This window comes from Psychromonas sp. psych-6C06, from assembly GCF_002835465.1.
Taxonomy (GTDB): domain Bacteria; phylum Pseudomonadota; class Gammaproteobacteria; order Enterobacterales; family Psychromonadaceae; genus Psychromonas.
This window is the reverse complement of record NZ_PIZM01000009.1, coordinates 158,555-175,111: the sequence shown is the minus strand read 5'-3', so window position 1 is coordinate 175,111 and position 16,557 is coordinate 158,555. Positions and strand designations below refer to the sequence as shown.

At 40.6% G+C, this 16,557-nt stretch carries 12 protein-coding genes; 7 read left to right on the top strand and 5 right to left on the bottom strand.

What is annotated here, in order from left to right:
• The first annotated feature begins 162 nt into the window (after positions 1–162).
• From CW745_RS13495 to glnG, 4 genes are all read left to right on the top strand, one after another.
• Positions 163–2,334 carry a glutamine synthetase III gene (locus CW745_RS13495; RefSeq protein WP_101109216.1) on the top strand — a complete coding sequence of 724 codons (2,172 nt, stop codon included), beginning with the start codon at positions 163–165 and terminating at the stop codon, positions 2,332–2,334.
• Positions 2,335–2,589: 255 nt separating this feature from the next.
• Positions 2,590–3,132 carry a DUF4124 domain-containing protein gene (locus CW745_RS13490; RefSeq protein ID WP_101109215.1) on the top strand — a complete coding sequence of 181 codons (543 nt, stop codon included), beginning with the start codon at positions 2,590–2,592 and terminating at the stop codon, positions 3,130–3,132.
• Positions 3,133–3,139: 7 nt separating this feature from the next.
• Positions 3,140–4,210: a nitrogen regulation protein NR(II) gene (gene glnL / locus CW745_RS13485; RefSeq protein ID WP_101109214.1), complete on the top strand. Its 1,071-nt coding sequence runs from the start codon at positions 3,140–3,142 to the stop codon at positions 4,208–4,210.
• A 12-nt stretch (positions 4,211–4,222) separates the two neighbouring features.
• Positions 4,223–5,626: a nitrogen regulation protein NR(I) gene (gene glnG, locus CW745_RS13480; protein ID WP_101109213.1), complete on the top strand. Its 1,404-nt coding sequence runs from the start codon at positions 4,223–4,225 to the stop codon at positions 5,624–5,626.
• A 34-nt stretch (positions 5,627–5,660) separates the two neighbouring features.
• On the opposite strand, the gene CW745_RS13475 is transcribed toward glnG, so the two are convergent.
• From CW745_RS13475 to recG, 4 genes are all read right to left on the bottom strand, one after another.
• The gene (locus tag CW745_RS13475) at positions 5,661–6,872 is read right to left on the bottom strand and encodes a Bcr/CflA family multidrug efflux MFS transporter (RefSeq protein ID WP_101109212.1); all 1,212 of its coding nucleotides are present in this window, start codon (positions 6,870–6,872) and stop codon (positions 5,661–5,663) included.
• A 771-nt stretch (positions 6,873–7,643) separates the two neighbouring features.
• Positions 7,644–8,678 carry a CNNM domain-containing protein gene (locus CW745_RS13470; protein ID WP_101109211.1) on the bottom strand — a complete coding sequence of 345 codons (1,035 nt, stop codon included), beginning with the start codon at positions 8,676–8,678 and terminating at the stop codon, positions 7,644–7,646.
• Between the two features lie 55 nt (positions 8,679–8,733).
• Entirely contained in the window at positions 8,734–10,074 is a 1,341-nt protein-coding gene (locus CW745_RS13465) for an AsmA family protein (protein WP_101109210.1), read from the bottom strand.
• Positions 10,061–12,133 (bottom strand): ATP-dependent DNA helicase RecG, encoded by a 2,073-nt coding sequence (gene recG, locus CW745_RS13460; protein ID WP_101109209.1) that lies wholly within the window; start codon positions 12,131–12,133, stop codon positions 10,061–10,063. The genes CW745_RS13465 and recG overlap by 14 nt, the downstream gene beginning before the upstream one ends.
• Positions 12,134–12,632: 499 nt before the next feature.
• Here recG and CW745_RS13455 point away from each other — a divergent pair, with 499 nt between their 5' ends.
• The 3 genes from CW745_RS13455 (at position 12,633) to miaE (ending at position 15,729) form a co-directional block, all read left to right on the top strand.
• Positions 12,633–13,622 (top strand): Imm49 family immunity protein, encoded by a 990-nt coding sequence (locus CW745_RS13455; protein WP_101109208.1) that lies wholly within the window; start codon positions 12,633–12,635, stop codon positions 13,620–13,622.
• Between the two features lie 391 nt (positions 13,623–14,013).
• A complete protein-coding gene (locus CW745_RS13450) occupies positions 14,014–14,874 on the top strand; it encodes a phospholipase A (protein ID WP_101109207.1) in 861 nt (286 codons plus the stop codon).
• Between the two features lie 81 nt (positions 14,875–14,955).
• Entirely contained in the window at positions 14,956–15,729 is a 774-nt protein-coding gene (gene miaE / locus CW745_RS13445; protein ID WP_101109206.1) for a tRNA isopentenyl-2-thiomethyl-A-37 hydroxylase MiaE, read from the top strand.
• A 71-nt stretch (positions 15,730–15,800) separates the two neighbouring features.
• On the opposite strand, the gene CW745_RS13440 is transcribed toward miaE, so the two are convergent.
• Entirely contained in the window at positions 15,801–16,421 is a 621-nt protein-coding gene (locus CW745_RS13440) for a LysE family translocator (RefSeq protein ID WP_202973199.1), read from the bottom strand.
• Between the last annotated feature and the right edge of the window lie 136 nt (positions 16,422–16,557).

Genomic DNA, 16,557 nt, shown 5'->3' with positions numbered 1-16,557 from the left:
TCGACTATAAAAACTAGTTTTCATGCCTAAATAATTTTTTATTTGACCATTTCAAAAACATGGTCTACTTCTTGCTTTTGTTATATAGAATTTTATCATTAGCCCTCAGAAAAACCTAAGTGGCTAGCAACAATATAATATACAACAAGCCAGGAGCCTTACATGAGTGGAAATCAAGTCCGCCTTCAAGCAATTGAACAAATTACAAACCGTGCACCAAAAGAGGTCACTCAGACTGAACCATTAAGTAAAATTTGGGCAACTGATGTTTTTAATTTACAAAAAATGGAAGAAGCACTTTCTAAGAAAGCTTTCAAAGCCATTAAAAAGACAGTTCAAACTGGTCAAGCATTAGACGCAGCAACTGCAGATATCGTTGCAGCAGCAATGAAAGATTGGGCTTTATCTAAAGGCGCTAAATTCTTCTCTCACGTTTTCTACCCGATGACTAATATCACCGCTGAAAAACATGACGCATTCATCCTAACTAACTCTGAAGGCAGTGCAATTAATGAGTTTACTGGTAGCCTATTAATTAAAGGTGAACCAGATGGTTCTTCTTTCCCTAATGGTAGCCTACGTATGACTAACGCAGCGCGTGGTTATACTGCATGGGATCCAACAAGCCCAGTATACATTCAGCATACCGCTAACGGCGCTACATTAATGATTCCAAGTGTATTCATGTCTTGGACTGGTGAAGCACTAGATAAAAAGATTCCACTTCTTCGCTCAAATGCAGCAATGAATGAAGCCGCTAAGAAAGTACTAACACTAATGGGTGAGACAGAAGTTGCTGATCTTAATTCTAGCTGTGGCCCAGAGCAAGAGTACTTCTTAGTAGACGAAAACTTTGCGAACGCACGCCCTGACTTATTACTAGCTGGACGTACTTTATTTGGTGCTGCACCAGCTAAAGGTCAACAGTTCGATGATCATTACTTCGGCGCAATCCCAGCACGTGTACAAGTGTTCATGCAAGATTTTGAAGATCAGTTATACAAGTTAGGTATTCCTGCTAAAACACATCATAACGAAGTAGCACCAGGACAGTTTGAAATTGCACCCTATTACGGCGCAGCAAACGTTGGTGCAGATCAACAACAACTTCTTATGACATTAATGAAGCAAACAGCTAAAGAGCACGGTTTCTTATGTTTATTACATGAAAAACCTTTTGCCGGCGTTAATGGTTCAGGTAAACACGTAAACTGGTCTGTTGGTAACAGCACGCAAGGTAACTTATTAGATCCAGGTAAAACACCACATGATAACTTAGAGTTCTTACTATTCTGTGGTGCTGTGATCCGTGGTGTACATAAATACGGTCCTTTATTACGTGCAGTAATTGCTACAGCTTCAAATGACCACCGTCTAGGTGCTAACGAGGCTCCACCTGCAATTATGTCAGTATACTTAGGTGATCAATTAGAAAAAGTATTTGAAGACATTAAAGAAGGTAAGCTTACAGGCTCTACTGAAGGTGGCGCAATGGACTGTGGTTTATCACAGATTCTTAACTTTGACCGTGATCCAGGTGACCGTAACCGTACTTCTCCTTTTGCTTTCACTGGTAACCGTTTTGAGTTCCGTGCAGTAGGTTCATCACAATCTGTATCTGGTCCATTAGTAGCAATGAACACAATGCTTGCTGACTCATTAAACTGGATTGCAGAGAAATTAGAAGTTGCTTTAGAAACTAAAGATCAAACTTCAGCTGTTATCTCTGTTCTTAAAGAGTTAATGGAGCTTCACAGCAATGCTGTATTTGGTGGCGACGGTTACTCTGAAGAGTGGCATAAAGCGGCAGTTGAAGAGCGTGGTTTGAAAAACATTCCAACAACAGCTGATGCACTACCACACCTAATGTCATCTGAAATCGTTGCACTATTCGAAAATACAGGCGTATTATCACCTGTAGAATTAGAAAGTCGCTACGAAGTTTACGCAGAGCAATACAACTTAGCGATTGAAGTAGAAGCAAAATTAGTTAGCGATATCGCTAAAACTAAAATTTACCCTGCTGCAATGACCTACCTTTCTGACCTAACACACGCATCTGTATCAGCTGCGGATTTAGGCCTTAAGTTGGATGCGACAGTACCAGCTGAACTAGCTGAACATATCAATGGCTTAATGGCAGCAGTGACAAAACTTGACGCTGAAATCGTTAAACATGACTTCGCTGATGCTGAAGCGCATATGCGTCATAGCGCAGATGTACTTTGTCCATTAATGGCTGAAGCACGTGATCACGCAGATGCTCTTGAGTTACTAGTAGCTGATGAATTATGGCCACTACCTAAATACCAAGAAATGTTATTTATTAAATAATTATTGTTAATGGTATTTCAGCAAGAGGTGAGCAACGTCTCGCCTCTTGCTTCTTACAACTCCCTGAAAAAGAAACAAAATTAGAAAGAAACACCTATAAATATAAAAAATAAGTCAACACCCTTTAGATGAATAATCATTATACCCGTTAGGATTAACATTTTTTGCAACGCTTGGTTTACATTAAGATTCTTTTATTGCCTTAACTAAATTCATGGCTCACAATTAAATCTCTTCTGTTTAAGGTTTAAAATTATGAAATTATCTGCATTATTTTTTTCAGCACTACTCTACTCACTCTCACCACTAGTAAGTGCAGCTGATACCAAGATTTATCATTGGGTTGATGAAAATGGAAAAATACATTTTTCTGATACCGCAGTGCCAGGCACTGAACAGATCGATGTGAAAAATAACAACTTATTATCCTCAGGCAAACAAGCGAGCGATGAGCCTGATGCTATTGCAAATGAACTTTCATTAGATGATGAAGACACACCAGTAGTAAATTATCAGGCAACCATTATCTCACCCGAAGATGATAAACCACTGCGCAGCAATGACGGTACTATCGACATACACGTTTCAACTGAGCCTGAAAAAGAAAACACCCATAAATTGCAATTATACCTTGATGGCAAAAAACTCGGATCACCACAAATCTCGCCGACTATTAGAGCAAAAAATATCGACCGTGGTACACACCAAGTACAAGTAGAAATGCTTGATAAGAATGGTAAAGTAGTTGCGAAAACACAAGTTGTTACAGTCCACTTACAGCGCGCAACGGTAAGATAATAGGCAGATGTTAAATACGCTTCCTGAAGGCTTTCCACTTGCTATTATTGAAGAGGCAAATACAGGCTTTGTTATTATTGATGAGTCGCTAAAACTTAGCTACGCCAACCCTGCCAGTGAGCTATTATTATCGCAAAGCTTTCAACGCCTTTATCAACAAACATTACAACAACTTGCCAACCATTATCATTTTAACCCGCAAAGTATTAAAAACGTCTTTAAAGATAAAGGGGCCTTTAATGAAAATGAGGTAACTCTTCTGGTCGACTCGCAACCTCTATTGATTAGCTTGAGTGCTACCTACCTCAGCTTTAACAATAATGCGTACGTCATTATCGAATTGCGCTGTATCGAACAACAGCGAAAATTAAGCCAAGTACATTATCAAGAGCACCAACAAAAGGCAGCACAGGATTTAGTCCGAGGGCTTGCCCATGAAATAAAAAACCCTCTCGGCGGGTTACGTGGAGCAGCTCAATTATTAGAAAGTGAGTTACCTTCGCCGGAGCTTAAAGAGTTTACACAAATTATTATTGACCAAGCTGACCGACTAAGTGCCTTGGTGAATCGTTTATTAGGCCCACAAAAAATGGGCGAACGAAAAATGGATAACATCCATTCAGTACTCGAAAAAGTGCGAAAATTAGTACGCCTAAACCTGCCTGATTTCATCGAAATAAAAGTCGATTATGATCCAAGTATTCCAGACTTTGAGATGCAATCAGACCAACTCCAACAAGCATTTTTAAATATCGTTCAAAATGCCGTGCAAGCACTCAGTCCAGAGATGAAACAAAACTCAAAAATCACATTACGCACGCGCACGGCACACCAAGTTACCATTAATGGATTACCGCAACGATTAGCGGTAGAAATAAAAATTATTGATAACGGTAATGGCATTCCAAACCACCTCAGAGATACCCTTTTCTACCCAATGGTCACCGGAAAAACTGACGGTACAGGGCTTGGATTATCTATTGCACAAGAATTAATAAAACAACACCATGGTCGTATTGAGTGCCACAGTATTTCAGGGCACACGGAATTCTCTATCTACCTACCGATGCAACTATAATTAGGAACAAAAATGAATGCTACTGCTTGGATCGTCGATGACGATCATGCTATCCGTTGGGTATTGGAACGCACCTTAAAAAGCAATGATATAAACCATGCTAGCTTTCCAGATGGTGAATGCCTTTGGAAACAGTTACAGATAGAGCAGCCAGAAGTGATTATTTCTGATGTGCGTATGCCCGGCATTGATGGATTAGAACTGATGGAGCAGATCCACCAGCGTTTTCCAAATATTCCGATCATCATCATGACAGCTCATAGCGACTTAGACAGCGCAGTGAATGCCTACCAAAGTGGCGCATTTGAATATTTACCAAAACCCTTTGATATTCATGAAGCAACAGAGCTTATTCAACGTGCAATAAATCACAGCTTAGAGCTTAAGCAAAGCAAGAAACCAACAGAACAACTGCTCTCAACACCAGAAATCATCGGTGAAGCCCCGGCAATGCAAGAGGTTTTTCGTGTTATTGGCCGACTATCTCGGTCTAGCATGAGCGTCTTAATTAACGGTCAATCAGGAACAGGTAAAGAGCTTGTCGCACAAGCCTTGCATAAACATAGCCCGCGTAAAGACAATACCTTTATTGCCCTTAACATGGCGGCAATCCCTCGCGAATTAATTGAAGCAGAATTGTTCGGCCATGAAAAAGGCGCCTTTACCGGTGCGGCCGCAAATCGACAAGGTCGCTTTGAACAAGCGGATGGTGGCACACTATTTTTAGATGAGATTGGTGATATGCCATTAGACGTACAAACCCGTTTATTACGTGTTTTAGCTGATGGTAAATTTTATCGTGTCGGCGGACATCAAGGCATAAAAGTGGATGTGCGTATTATTGCAGCCACCCACCAAGACTTAGAGAAAAAAGTACAATCAGGTGATTTTCGAGAAGATCTTTTCCATCGCTTAAATGTTATTCGCTTACAAATTCCCGCACTCAAAGAGCGCCGTGAAGATATCAGCCTATTAGCTCAATATTTTCTACATAACATCGCTGCAGAACTCAAGGTCGAAGCAAAACAATTAACTGAAGAAACTAAGCAATACCTCAGTCAACTACCATGGCCAGGTAATGTTCGTCAGCTGGAAAACAGTTGTCGTTGGCTAACAGTCATGGCCAGCGGTCAAGAAGTACATATCAATGACCTCCCGCCAGAGTTAAGTTCGCAAGAAACACAAAATATCGATAGCGAAACGCCACTATGGCAAAAAAACCTCGAGCTATGGGCCTCTACTGAATTAAAGCGTGGCGAAAAAGAAATATTAAGTAATGCTCTGCCTGAATTTGAAAAAATAATGCTAAAAACCGCATTAAAATTTACCGATGGTAAAAAACAGGAAGCAGCCAAACTACTCGGTTGGGGAAGGAACACGCTAACCCGTAAACTCAAAGAGTTTGGCATGTCTTAATTAATGTTAGCGTTAACCTAACGTTAGCATTTACTCAGACAATAGAGGCATTACTTTCCAATTTTGGCGTGCTTCTTAACAACAAACAGGTAAATGCTAAACTTGCACAACAACAGATAACCCCTACCATTGGCCAGCTCGATTTAGCCGGTAAGAAAGAGATAACCGCGGCAGCGACACCAGCTAGACCAAAACGTAATGTACCCGACAACGAAGAGGCAGTGCCTGCAATACTAGGGTAATCACTTAACAATATTGCCATTGAGTTACTACCCACTGTTGAGATAGCGCTGACATAAAGCATTATCGGTAACACCACACCCCATAAGCCGAAATTAAAAACTTGTCCAAGCAATAACAAGGTTGCACCAACTAATTGAATGGTTAAGCCTAGTTTCAGCATCCATTGCGAACCTTTAGCGCGAACCAGCCTCCCATTCAGTACAGTCATAACCATCATAGAAACAACATTCAAACCAAAAAGATAACCAACATGTTGAATATCAACACCATGTATCTCAACAAAAATAAATGAGCCCGCTGTTAAAAAAGCAAACATACCAGCAAAGGAAAGTGCACCCGTTAAAATTAATAACATCGCATTACGGCTTACGACCAAAGAGCGATAATTACGTAATACCGAACGCACTCTGAAGGGTTGACGCTTCTCCACTGCTAGGGTTTCAGGGATCTTAAAAGTGATTGCGACAATAACCAGTAATGCAATTAATGCAATGACCCAGAAAATCGAACGCCAACCAAACCAAACTGCCATATAACCGCCTAACAAAGGGGCAATCAATGGTGCAAGTGTCATGACCAACACAATAAATGACATGGTACGAGCAAACTCTTCTTTATCAAACATGTCACGTACAATCGCTTGAATAACAACGGCAGCAGCAGCACCTGCAAACCCTTGCCCAACTCGCATCCAAGTCAGCATCTCAATACTTGGGGAGATAGCACTTAATACCGATGCTAAGGTAAAGAGTAATGTTCCAATCAACAGTACCGGTTTACGTCCAAAACTATCAGCTAAAGGTCCATGCAATAATTGTCCGATCGCAAAGCCGAGCATATAAGCTGTTAACGTAATTTGAATATCACCGGCTGAGACAGAAAACTCTTGAGCAATTGCAGGCATTGCGGGAAGGTACATATCGATCGCAAAAGGGGTTAATGCAGAGATAGCACCAAGAATAATAATCAGTAAAAGACTGAGTTGTGTCGGTTTTGAACGCATGAATAACTCCTAGACTCTGCCAATCTAAGCAACATTTACCAAGATTGAAACAGGATTCACGTTATCAACGAGAGAAGCCATTAACGTGACCAAAGTCACATAGTATCACCATTAAATACAGTTTGGGTATTATTAGCATAATAAAATATCGCCACTTGTCGTCATGAAAAAACCAATATAGATAACCTCAGCTCTAGATAAGCAAAGCGATACAATACCGCTATTTCCGCGAATTTCACTGTTAATTCATCGACCAATAACCCTTTATTGCGACGATAATTTGCCTTGAAAACGCAAAATTAACGGCACTGTATTATCAAAGTAGCAACTTCATGATTTTAAAAGCATAACGATTCCATTAACCAGAATTGAGGTTAAGTATTCCGATAAAGATAACTCTTTTATACAGGCTAAAATAATTACTTTATTGGTTATACGTTTTTCATGTAGAACAACCGATTACTTCAAAAAACGTCGTATATTTATACATCACATCAGTGGTAGTTTGATGCTATGAACGACGGCTTAACTGCACCGACGAAGGAGCCAAAATAGCGCAATTAAGTTAGCGCTATTTGATTAGGTTTGTGCGAGGCAGGCGGAATGTGGCTTAATCATTCTAAGCTAATTTCGTCTAACGAATAGGAAACGTCTTTTCGTTTTGTATTGCATACTGTTTGACGTAGTCAGGTAGAGCAAGCTCAGAGCGTGTTGTCTTGAGCCCCTAGAGCAACATTTGTTGCAAAGATAAACTCGAAAGATCAAAAGCCCCTAACGTAACTTTTTACGTAGCCTATCTCTGTAACTCTCTTTGGCATACTTTTGTAAGTCCGCGATGCTATCACTTTCATCAACAATCTCTCGTCCGAGTAATGTTTCAAGTGCATCCTCTAAAGAGACAACTCCCGCTGTTTGGCCAAATTGATCCTCGACTAAAAACAGGTGTTCATGGCGTTTAATAAACAGATCTAATAGATGCAATACCGGAACATTACCTGAGATGCGATGGATAGGCATTTTTAATTCACCGAGTAATACCTCTCCTTTTCCTTGCCGTTCATATTCATATAACTGAGTTTTAAGGAGAACACCGGTAATATCATCAATACTCTCTTGGTAAACAGGAATACGGGTAAAGTTTTGCGTTTTCTCTGCACACAACGCCTCTTTCACTGTGCAATCTTCAGATAGTGCGTGCACCACTGTTCGAGGTGTTAATATATCCTCAGCTTTATAGTCACGTAAGGTAAAGATATTTTCTACTAAACGCTTTTCTTGTGGACCAATCGCCCCCTCTTTTTCACTGAGGGCGGTAAAAGCGAGTACCTCTTCGCGACTAATAGAATCTTTTTTATTACGGCTAAATAAACGTGTGACACGCGTTGATAACCACACTAAAGGGAATACCAATTTAATTAACACCAAAATGATGTAACCCGACGGCACAGCAAGAAACTTCCAAAAAGTCGCACCAATAGTTTTCGGGATAATTTCTGAAAAATAGAGAATGGCAAGGGTCAATAATAACGCAATTAATGTTTCCCACTGTTCTCCATAAATTCGTACCGCTTGTGAACCAACCCCCGCAGCCCCCATAGTATGAGCAAATGTATTAAGGATTAAAATGCTCGAGATAGATTGGTCTAGCTTAGATTTAACATTGCTTAACATTTTCGCATCACGAGGACGTTTCTTTTGTAGTTGTGCGATGTAGGTAGGCGTTATTGAAAGTAACACCGCTTCTAAAATTGAACACAAAAATGAAACACCAATTGCGATAATTAGATAGGTAATTAATAGCGTCATTGACCTTTAGGGCTCCTAAAATTGTTGAACGGTGCGAATATATTATCAAACGCTATTATCGATGTTCTGATAATAGTTGCTTTAATAATAACAAACCTTGATCCTCTTCGGTCAAGCTCCCCGCAACAGAAAAATCTTCAATCACACTTTGTTGCCAGTGCAATAAAGCAAAAGCTAGGCTAAAACTACCCGCTTGTTCGCTCAGCGTAGCAACACGTAACCAGTCACTATTCCTGATTAAGGGTACATGGTTCAATTGTAACTGTATACGATCCACTCGTAGCGGAAGCTCACTATTTTCACTGCGTATATTTACGTTAGTCAGTAATAACTGCTCCAATAGTAAGTTTTCCAGTGGCAAAGATATATCCGCTTCCGTGTTATCGACAGAAACCTCAGTACGATTATTCGCCCCAGAAATATCAGGAATAACCAATTGCATATCTTTTAGTTGTAATGATTCAACAGTGACTTGCTTGAGCTTGAACAAAGGTTTAGGAAAAAGAGTGATCGCTAACTCTGCCTCTGAGCGCATACTCATATGCCCAGAAAATGCCTCTAAAGTAAATTCTTTTAAGCGTAAGTATTGCTGCTTCAGCAATAATTCAAAATACATGTTATGGAAATTCATACTTGAGGTGCGGCTCTTTTCTGAGGGGAGATTAAATGTTACAGAACCGATCTCCCCCGTTAGCCTACCTTGTTGCTGAAATAGATTCGATTGTAAAGATAGTTGCCAATCATCGAGTTGCACTTGCTGCTCTGGAGATTCAAATAACAACGATTTTATTTGTAGCGACACATCAATTGATGAGGGTATGGTCTGCAATTGATGTTGCTGAATAATATGCACATCGCGAAACTCAACCTCTGCTTGTTTAAGTAGTAGATGTTGCTGCTGATGCACAACATCTGCGTTGAATTCGGTTATTTTCAGTGTGTCGATATGTAACTTTTCCCAAGATAATGATTGCGCACCAACAGCCACGACAGGCGAAGAGTTATTTTTTGCACTATTTACGACAACTTTATTTTTGGTTAGTGGTTGCTTAATATCTACTTCAACCCCCTTTAAATGCACCATGCTAATTTCTAGTTGACGTTGCCATAAATCTAATTTCTTAATATCGATATCAAGCTTATTAATGAGCACGACACGTTTATCTTGCTGATATAAGGAAACACCAGAGAACGACAAACGGTTGTCCTCTAACCACCTATTTTCAAAATTCTCAAAACGAACATCATAACCCGTTGATTGTTTAACTTGATCTGTTATCCATTGTGAAAAATCATTAACACTGAAAAAGTAGACAGAGCTACCTACTAGAAGAAAAAAAAGCAGGAATAGCAAACAGCTAGCCAGTAAAAAACGTTTAAATTTAAGCATGCGCATAATGCTGTTTTTCACCTAACCAACGTGTTGTTAGCGCGCTGATAAGCGTGGGGTGCTGGGCAATAATTTGCTCTGCTAATTGTAAAGAGTAAGGTACCAATGCTTGGTCGCGCAGTAGGTCAGCGATTTTAAATTGGGCGACTCCCGTTTGCTTTGTGCCTAAAACTTCACCTGGGCCTCGAATGAGTAAATCTTGCTCTGAGATATAAAAACCATCGTTGCTTTCGCGCAGAATTTGCAAACGCTTTTTAGCCGTTAATGACAATGGATTTTTATACAATAAAACACAGTGGCTAGCGACACTGCCACGGCCAACACGGCCACGTAACTGGTGCAGTTGTGAAAGCCCTAACCGCTCAGGGTTTTCGATAATCATTAAACTCGCATTAGGCACATCCACGCCGACTTCAATGACTGTCGTGGCAACTAACAAGTCTAACTCTCCTGCTTTAAAGGCATCCATCACATACTGTTTTTCATCGCCTTTCATGCGGCCATGCACCAATCCAATATGTAAATCAGGTAAACTGAGTTGCAAGCTATTCGCTGTATCTTCAGCGGCTTGGCATTCAAGCGCCTCTGACTCTTCGATTAAAGTACAAACCCAATAAACCTGTCGCCCCTCATTTTTACAGGACTCATAAACCCGTTTAATAATATCGTCACGTCGCGTATCAGCAAGGGCCACCGTTTGAATCGCGGTTCTGCCGGGCGGAAGTTCATCAATAATCGAAACTTTTAAATCGGCATAGGCGGTCATTGCTAACGTGCGTGGAATAGGGGTTGCTGTCATGGTCAGCTGATGAGGCGCAAAGGCTTCATCCACTCCTTTCTCTCTTAACGCTAAACGCTGATGAACACCAAAGCGATGTTGTTCATCAACAATAATCAATGCTAACTTATTAAAAATGACATTATCTGAAAACAGTGCATGGGTCCCCACTACCATTTTAGAGAGACCGAGTTGTATATTTTCAGTCTGTGAACGTTTTTCTTTCACTTTCATCTTGCCAGATAACATGCCAACACGAATATCCAATGGCTCAAACCACTTCTGGAAATTAATAAAATGCTGCTCTGCAAGTAACTCTGTCGGCGCCATTAACGCGACCTGATAACCAGCCTCAATAACACTTAATGCAGCCATCGCTGCCACTAACGTTTTACCAGAGCCAACATCACCTTGCACTAAGCGCATCATGGGATAGGGTTGCAATAAATCTTGCTCAATCTCCTGAGCGACTCTGCTCTGCGCATTGGTTGGCGAGAAACCAAGGTTGTTTAATAATGCTTTTTGTAAGTCCGATTGCGCATTAATGGTCATGGCAGGTTGTGTTTGTGCACTTGCACGCATGGCAAGTAAACTTAATTGTTGCGCGATTAACTCTTCAATAATTAACCGCTGTTGCGCTGGATGCGTTTTGTTTTCTAATTGTTCAATGTTGGCATCTGGCGGTGGCTGATGCAGATATAACAAGGCATCTTGTAAACTAATTGGATGGCTTAATAGCTGTGTAGGTAATAACTCATCAATGCTATTTTGCTTTAACATCTCCACGGCTTGGCTGGCTAACTTACGTAGACCGTTCTGTTTCAACCCTTCTGTCATTGGATAGATAGGGGTCAGGGTTTCCTGAGTTTGCGCACTTTCACGGGTCTGGATAAGTGTATATTCAGGGTGGGTAATTTCAAAGCCTTGGTAACCGCGTTTAAATTCACCAAAACATTTGATTAACTGCCCTTCACGAAAGCTATTTTTTTGTGAGGCGTTAAAGTGAAAGAAATTTAGCGTCACTCGCCCCGTTTCATCAGCTATCTGACACTTTAAAATACGACGCTTACCCATTTGTACATTGCTACTGATGATACGCCCTTGCACACTCACCTGCATGCCATCCTGTAACTCGCCAATAGGAATAATTGAGGCTCGGTCTTGATAATGCAGAGGCAGATGGAAAAGCAGGTCAGCAACGCTAAATAAGCCAAGCCTCTCTAAACGCTCTGCCATTTTAATACCCACACCATTTAACGCACTTAATGGGACTTTCTCTAATTTCATTATTGATCCTGATTCTGGGCTTGCGTATCTAATACAGGCAATCTACCTAACAACTTCATCACTCGACTACTTTACACTGTTTATAAAGGAACTATAAATGCGTTTACTACTATCTCTGGCTGTTTTTATGATGAGTTTTGCAACTTTTGCTGGACGGAGCTGATTGTTCCGCCCCTAAATGAAACTTTTTTCATTCTAAATGTATAATGAAAGACCTGACCTGAATTGCATTTAGCTTACACAAAATTGAAGAATTGGTTATTTCGTTAACTGTCTGACTCAGCGTACAATTAAGCTGAAAAATAGCGAAGAGCACACTATCGGGTAGTTGTATTTCTGTACCTTTCTAGCTAGCATCTTCCCCTTTATTATCATGCGTTAAGATACGCTAAGAAAAATAACCTCATTGATTATAAGATGGTAATACAAGAGATTAAAAACGACGGAACCTTAGGGACAACTTCCATCCGAGACTATCAACAGGGTAAAGGTAATTTAAATGGATATTAAACAGCATCATAATAAAGGCTTCTGGTTAAGTGAGAAACACTCACGAAGTCAGTACTTATTGAAGAATATCTCGGCTGATAATAGTCAACTGAGTAGCTTATTCACAGAAGAGAAAATCCAACATGCTGCGCCGCACTTACTCTCTGATTATTGGGGGTATTTTACTGATGCGGTGATGTTGGACTGGCCAAAGGCACATTGCATGTGGTTGTTATACCATGTCTGTGATTTTGGGCGCATGCATTTTCGCATGCACCTCAATCCAGAGACCACAGTGCCCGTCGAATTAGCGCAGCAGGTGCTGGTACTGCAACCACAACCGGTTGAACGCGGGCGGTTTTCCCCCGATGGAGTTTGGATGCATGCTGCCGTGGCTGCCACCTTATGTAAAGAGCCCTTTGTGGTTGATGAGCTACAAGCTTACCCAGCTGAGTTTTTAGATCATACCGCAGGAAGAGGCATTCCAGAGATGGATAAAGCTTTCTTTCATGTGTTTAAAGCGTTTTTTGCCGAGCAGGTGAGTGAAGAGCAGAAAAAACAGTGCTTAGCAGGGGCGATGCAATTTGCAGGGCGAGGGGTGATTGAGAAGCAGCTCAGTTTACAAGCGGAAATTTCTGTGCATTATTTACATTATCCGTTATTAAGCGTCATAACCAGTTGTTGGGGCTTACAACCAACCAGTTTAACCCGAGCCTGTGAATCGGCAATACAAGCAAGCTACGAATATTACGCAGACTTTGCCCCGCAGCCGGGTGACCCGAAAGGGGCCGAGTCGATTGACTTATTCGCTAACGAAGCGATGTTAATGCACTGGTTAACCGGAATATTAGCACTGCATTACCAACGTACGGGTGAAACCCCTGATTTTGAATCGCCTTATATTCCAAGCTGGTTAATTAAAGGCGAATTTCCTAGTCGCGAGGAAGTGTTATTTGAAAACCCACCCGAGTTTAGCTTACAAGGTATTGGCTTAGCCTAATAATAAAACAGTCATAAAGCTGTCAGCCTTAACTCGGGCTGACAGTTTCTTGCTAGATACACTGATCTTCACCGTTTAAATTTTTAACTCTCTTAAAGCAATCAGTCTACTTGGTGTGGCAACCTCATTTGCCTATATCCAGAGAAAGCTCGCTTCTCATAGCCAACTGGCTAACTTTTAATTGCTTTGCGATTGTATTTTGCTTCATGCCTATGTTCTTTAAGGCGTAAATCTGGCATCTTAGTTGATAAGTCAGTTATTTATAGGTTTTGATTGCTGCGTCTTTTGTCGAATAAAAGGCGATTAACATATATTCAACTGTGCTCTTTTCTAGTGATCCAAGTTATGCACCTGCTATTTGCAATCTAAGCTGTTTATAAAGGAACTATAAATGCGTTTACTACTATCTCTGGCTGTTTTTATGATGAGTTTTACAACTTTTGCTGCAGAGAGCGTCATTGATCAACGCCTAAAAAAGGAAAAAGCGATAAAAGATAACAAGTTTGCAATTATTCCTTATCAGCCCACCTACATACTACCTTTTGTTTTTAATGATAAAATAAGTAGTAACAGTAGTTACCCCCTCGGCGCTGATGGAGAAAATGAGTTTGAGCCTATCGAGATGCAGTTTCAAATTAGCTTCAAAATTCCCGTTTGGACTAACATTGCAGATTTACCACTCTCGCTAAATTTTGCTTATACACAACTCTCAATCTGGCAAGCCTATAACACTGAAAAGTCCTCACCATTTCGAGAAACAAATTATGAACCAGAAATTTTTGCTACTTGGCAGCAAGATGCATCATTAGGGCTTGGCTGGACATTCAAAATGGCTTCCATTGGTTTTACTCATCAATCAAATGGACGTAGTGAACCCCTTTCACGAAGCTGGAACCGACTTAACAGCTACTTTATAATTGAAAATAATAACTTAGCAGTTTCCATTAATCCTTGGTATCGTTTTTCAGAAGCAGCGAGTTCAGATAATAACCCTGATTTAACTGACTATTATGGCCATGGTAAAATACGACTCATTTATAAATACAATCAAAATACTTTTTCCTTGATGAGCAGAAATAATCTTGAAAGTGGTTTTAGTAAAGGCGCGGTAGAAGCAGCGTGGAGCTTTCCAATTCACGATAGAGTAAGAGGCTATTTCAAAGTGTTTAGTGGTTACGGAAATAGCATGATTGAGTATGACCATTATACTAATACCATTGGCTTAGGTATTTCCTTAACAGATTGGTTATAGCTTAAATTGCCAATTTGCTTACCCCTTATGCCCATGAAGTTGTTATAATAACGACCCAAATTCGACGATGAAGAGCCTATTGTGCAAACGTTACTTGCCCCCATTCAGCAATTTTTACACTGCGAAACACCCGATGCTTGGGTGCAAAAAGCGAAGCAGCCAGAAAACCTAAACGCGCTACTTGTGGATCATATGATTTGCGAGTTAAAAGCTGCTCAAACGGCCATGCTACTAATTCGTCGTTACGCAGTTGATAAAGAAACTGGCAAAGCATTGATGGATTGGTTGCAGCCCTATAAAGACTATGTTTTTCGTAAACAAGGCAACTTACAAAGCCTTGCAAACGCCAATGGCTTATCTAAAAATATCGAGATCAAGCAAGGTAGCCCCTATGCTCAAGAGTTAGTTGATAAGATGGTGTTATTGATTAAAGAAGAGCTGCACCATTTTTATCAAGTCGTTGAAATCATTGAACAGCGCGAGATTCAATTTGGTTTTATCGACTCTAGCCGTTATGCCAAAGCGTTGTTATCACATGTCAGCACATTTGAGCCGAATACACTCATCGATAAGTTAATTTGTGGTGCCTATATCGAAGCACGCTCCTGTGAACGCTTTGCAAAAATAGCACCCTTTCTTGACCAGCAACTGAATAAGTTTTACCTGTCGTTATTGCGCTCTGAAGCTCGACATTATCAGGATTACCTGACATTAGCAGAGCAAGTGGCTAACAATGGTAAAAGTAACAAAGATATTAGTGAGCGGATTACCTTTTTTGGACAAGCAGAAGCACAACTTATTCTTAGCGAAGATGAAGATTTTAAATTTCATAGCGGTGTGCCAAAGATGCTTTAATTCAAGGGAATGTTGGCGTCATTCCCTTTAGCCAACCTGCAACAAATCAAACAGTAATTTAAGCTGCGCGACTACCCCACCACTAACCATAACGCGACACCAAGCATCATCGTTCCTGCTATACGATTCATCAGTTGTACGTTATTTTTTTTCTCAAGTAACCGACGTAACGCGCGCCCGCCACTGGCATAGAGCAACAAACAGATCAGTTCTAAAACGAGAATGATGGCAATTAACACGCTGGCCTGAGGTAATAATGGTTGTTGAGTATTAATGAAAGGAGGCAATAAAGAGATCATAAAAACCCATCCCTTAGGGTTAGCAATCGCAGTCACAAAACCTTGTACTGCCAAGCTTAACGCAGAGACATTTTGTTGTGTCTCATTACCTAAATCAATTGCCATTTTACCTTTGCTACGCCACATCTGAACACCAAGATAACAAAGATAAGCACCACCACCATATTTTAATGCAACAAACAGACTCGGATAGGTTAGCAATAGTGTTGCTACCCCCAGAAGTGCGGCGAGGGCAACTAAGCCAACACCGATTAGCTCACCGACGATCATCCACAAACTACGTTTAATACCAATCGTCATACCCAGTGTTAATGAAAGGGTCATGCATAAGCCGGGGGTTACCGATACAGCAAAGAAGGTAACAAGAAACAATAACAGTAATGAGCTTTCCATGAGTCCCCTTATCTAATAGCAAAAGATGCATAAAGTCTGCATTGTAGACTACCCATAGATACACTGCACTCTGTTATTAAGGTTGAATTTCCTCGCCAGATTTAGCTCTGCATTATGCTGTTATCAGTAACAGCAT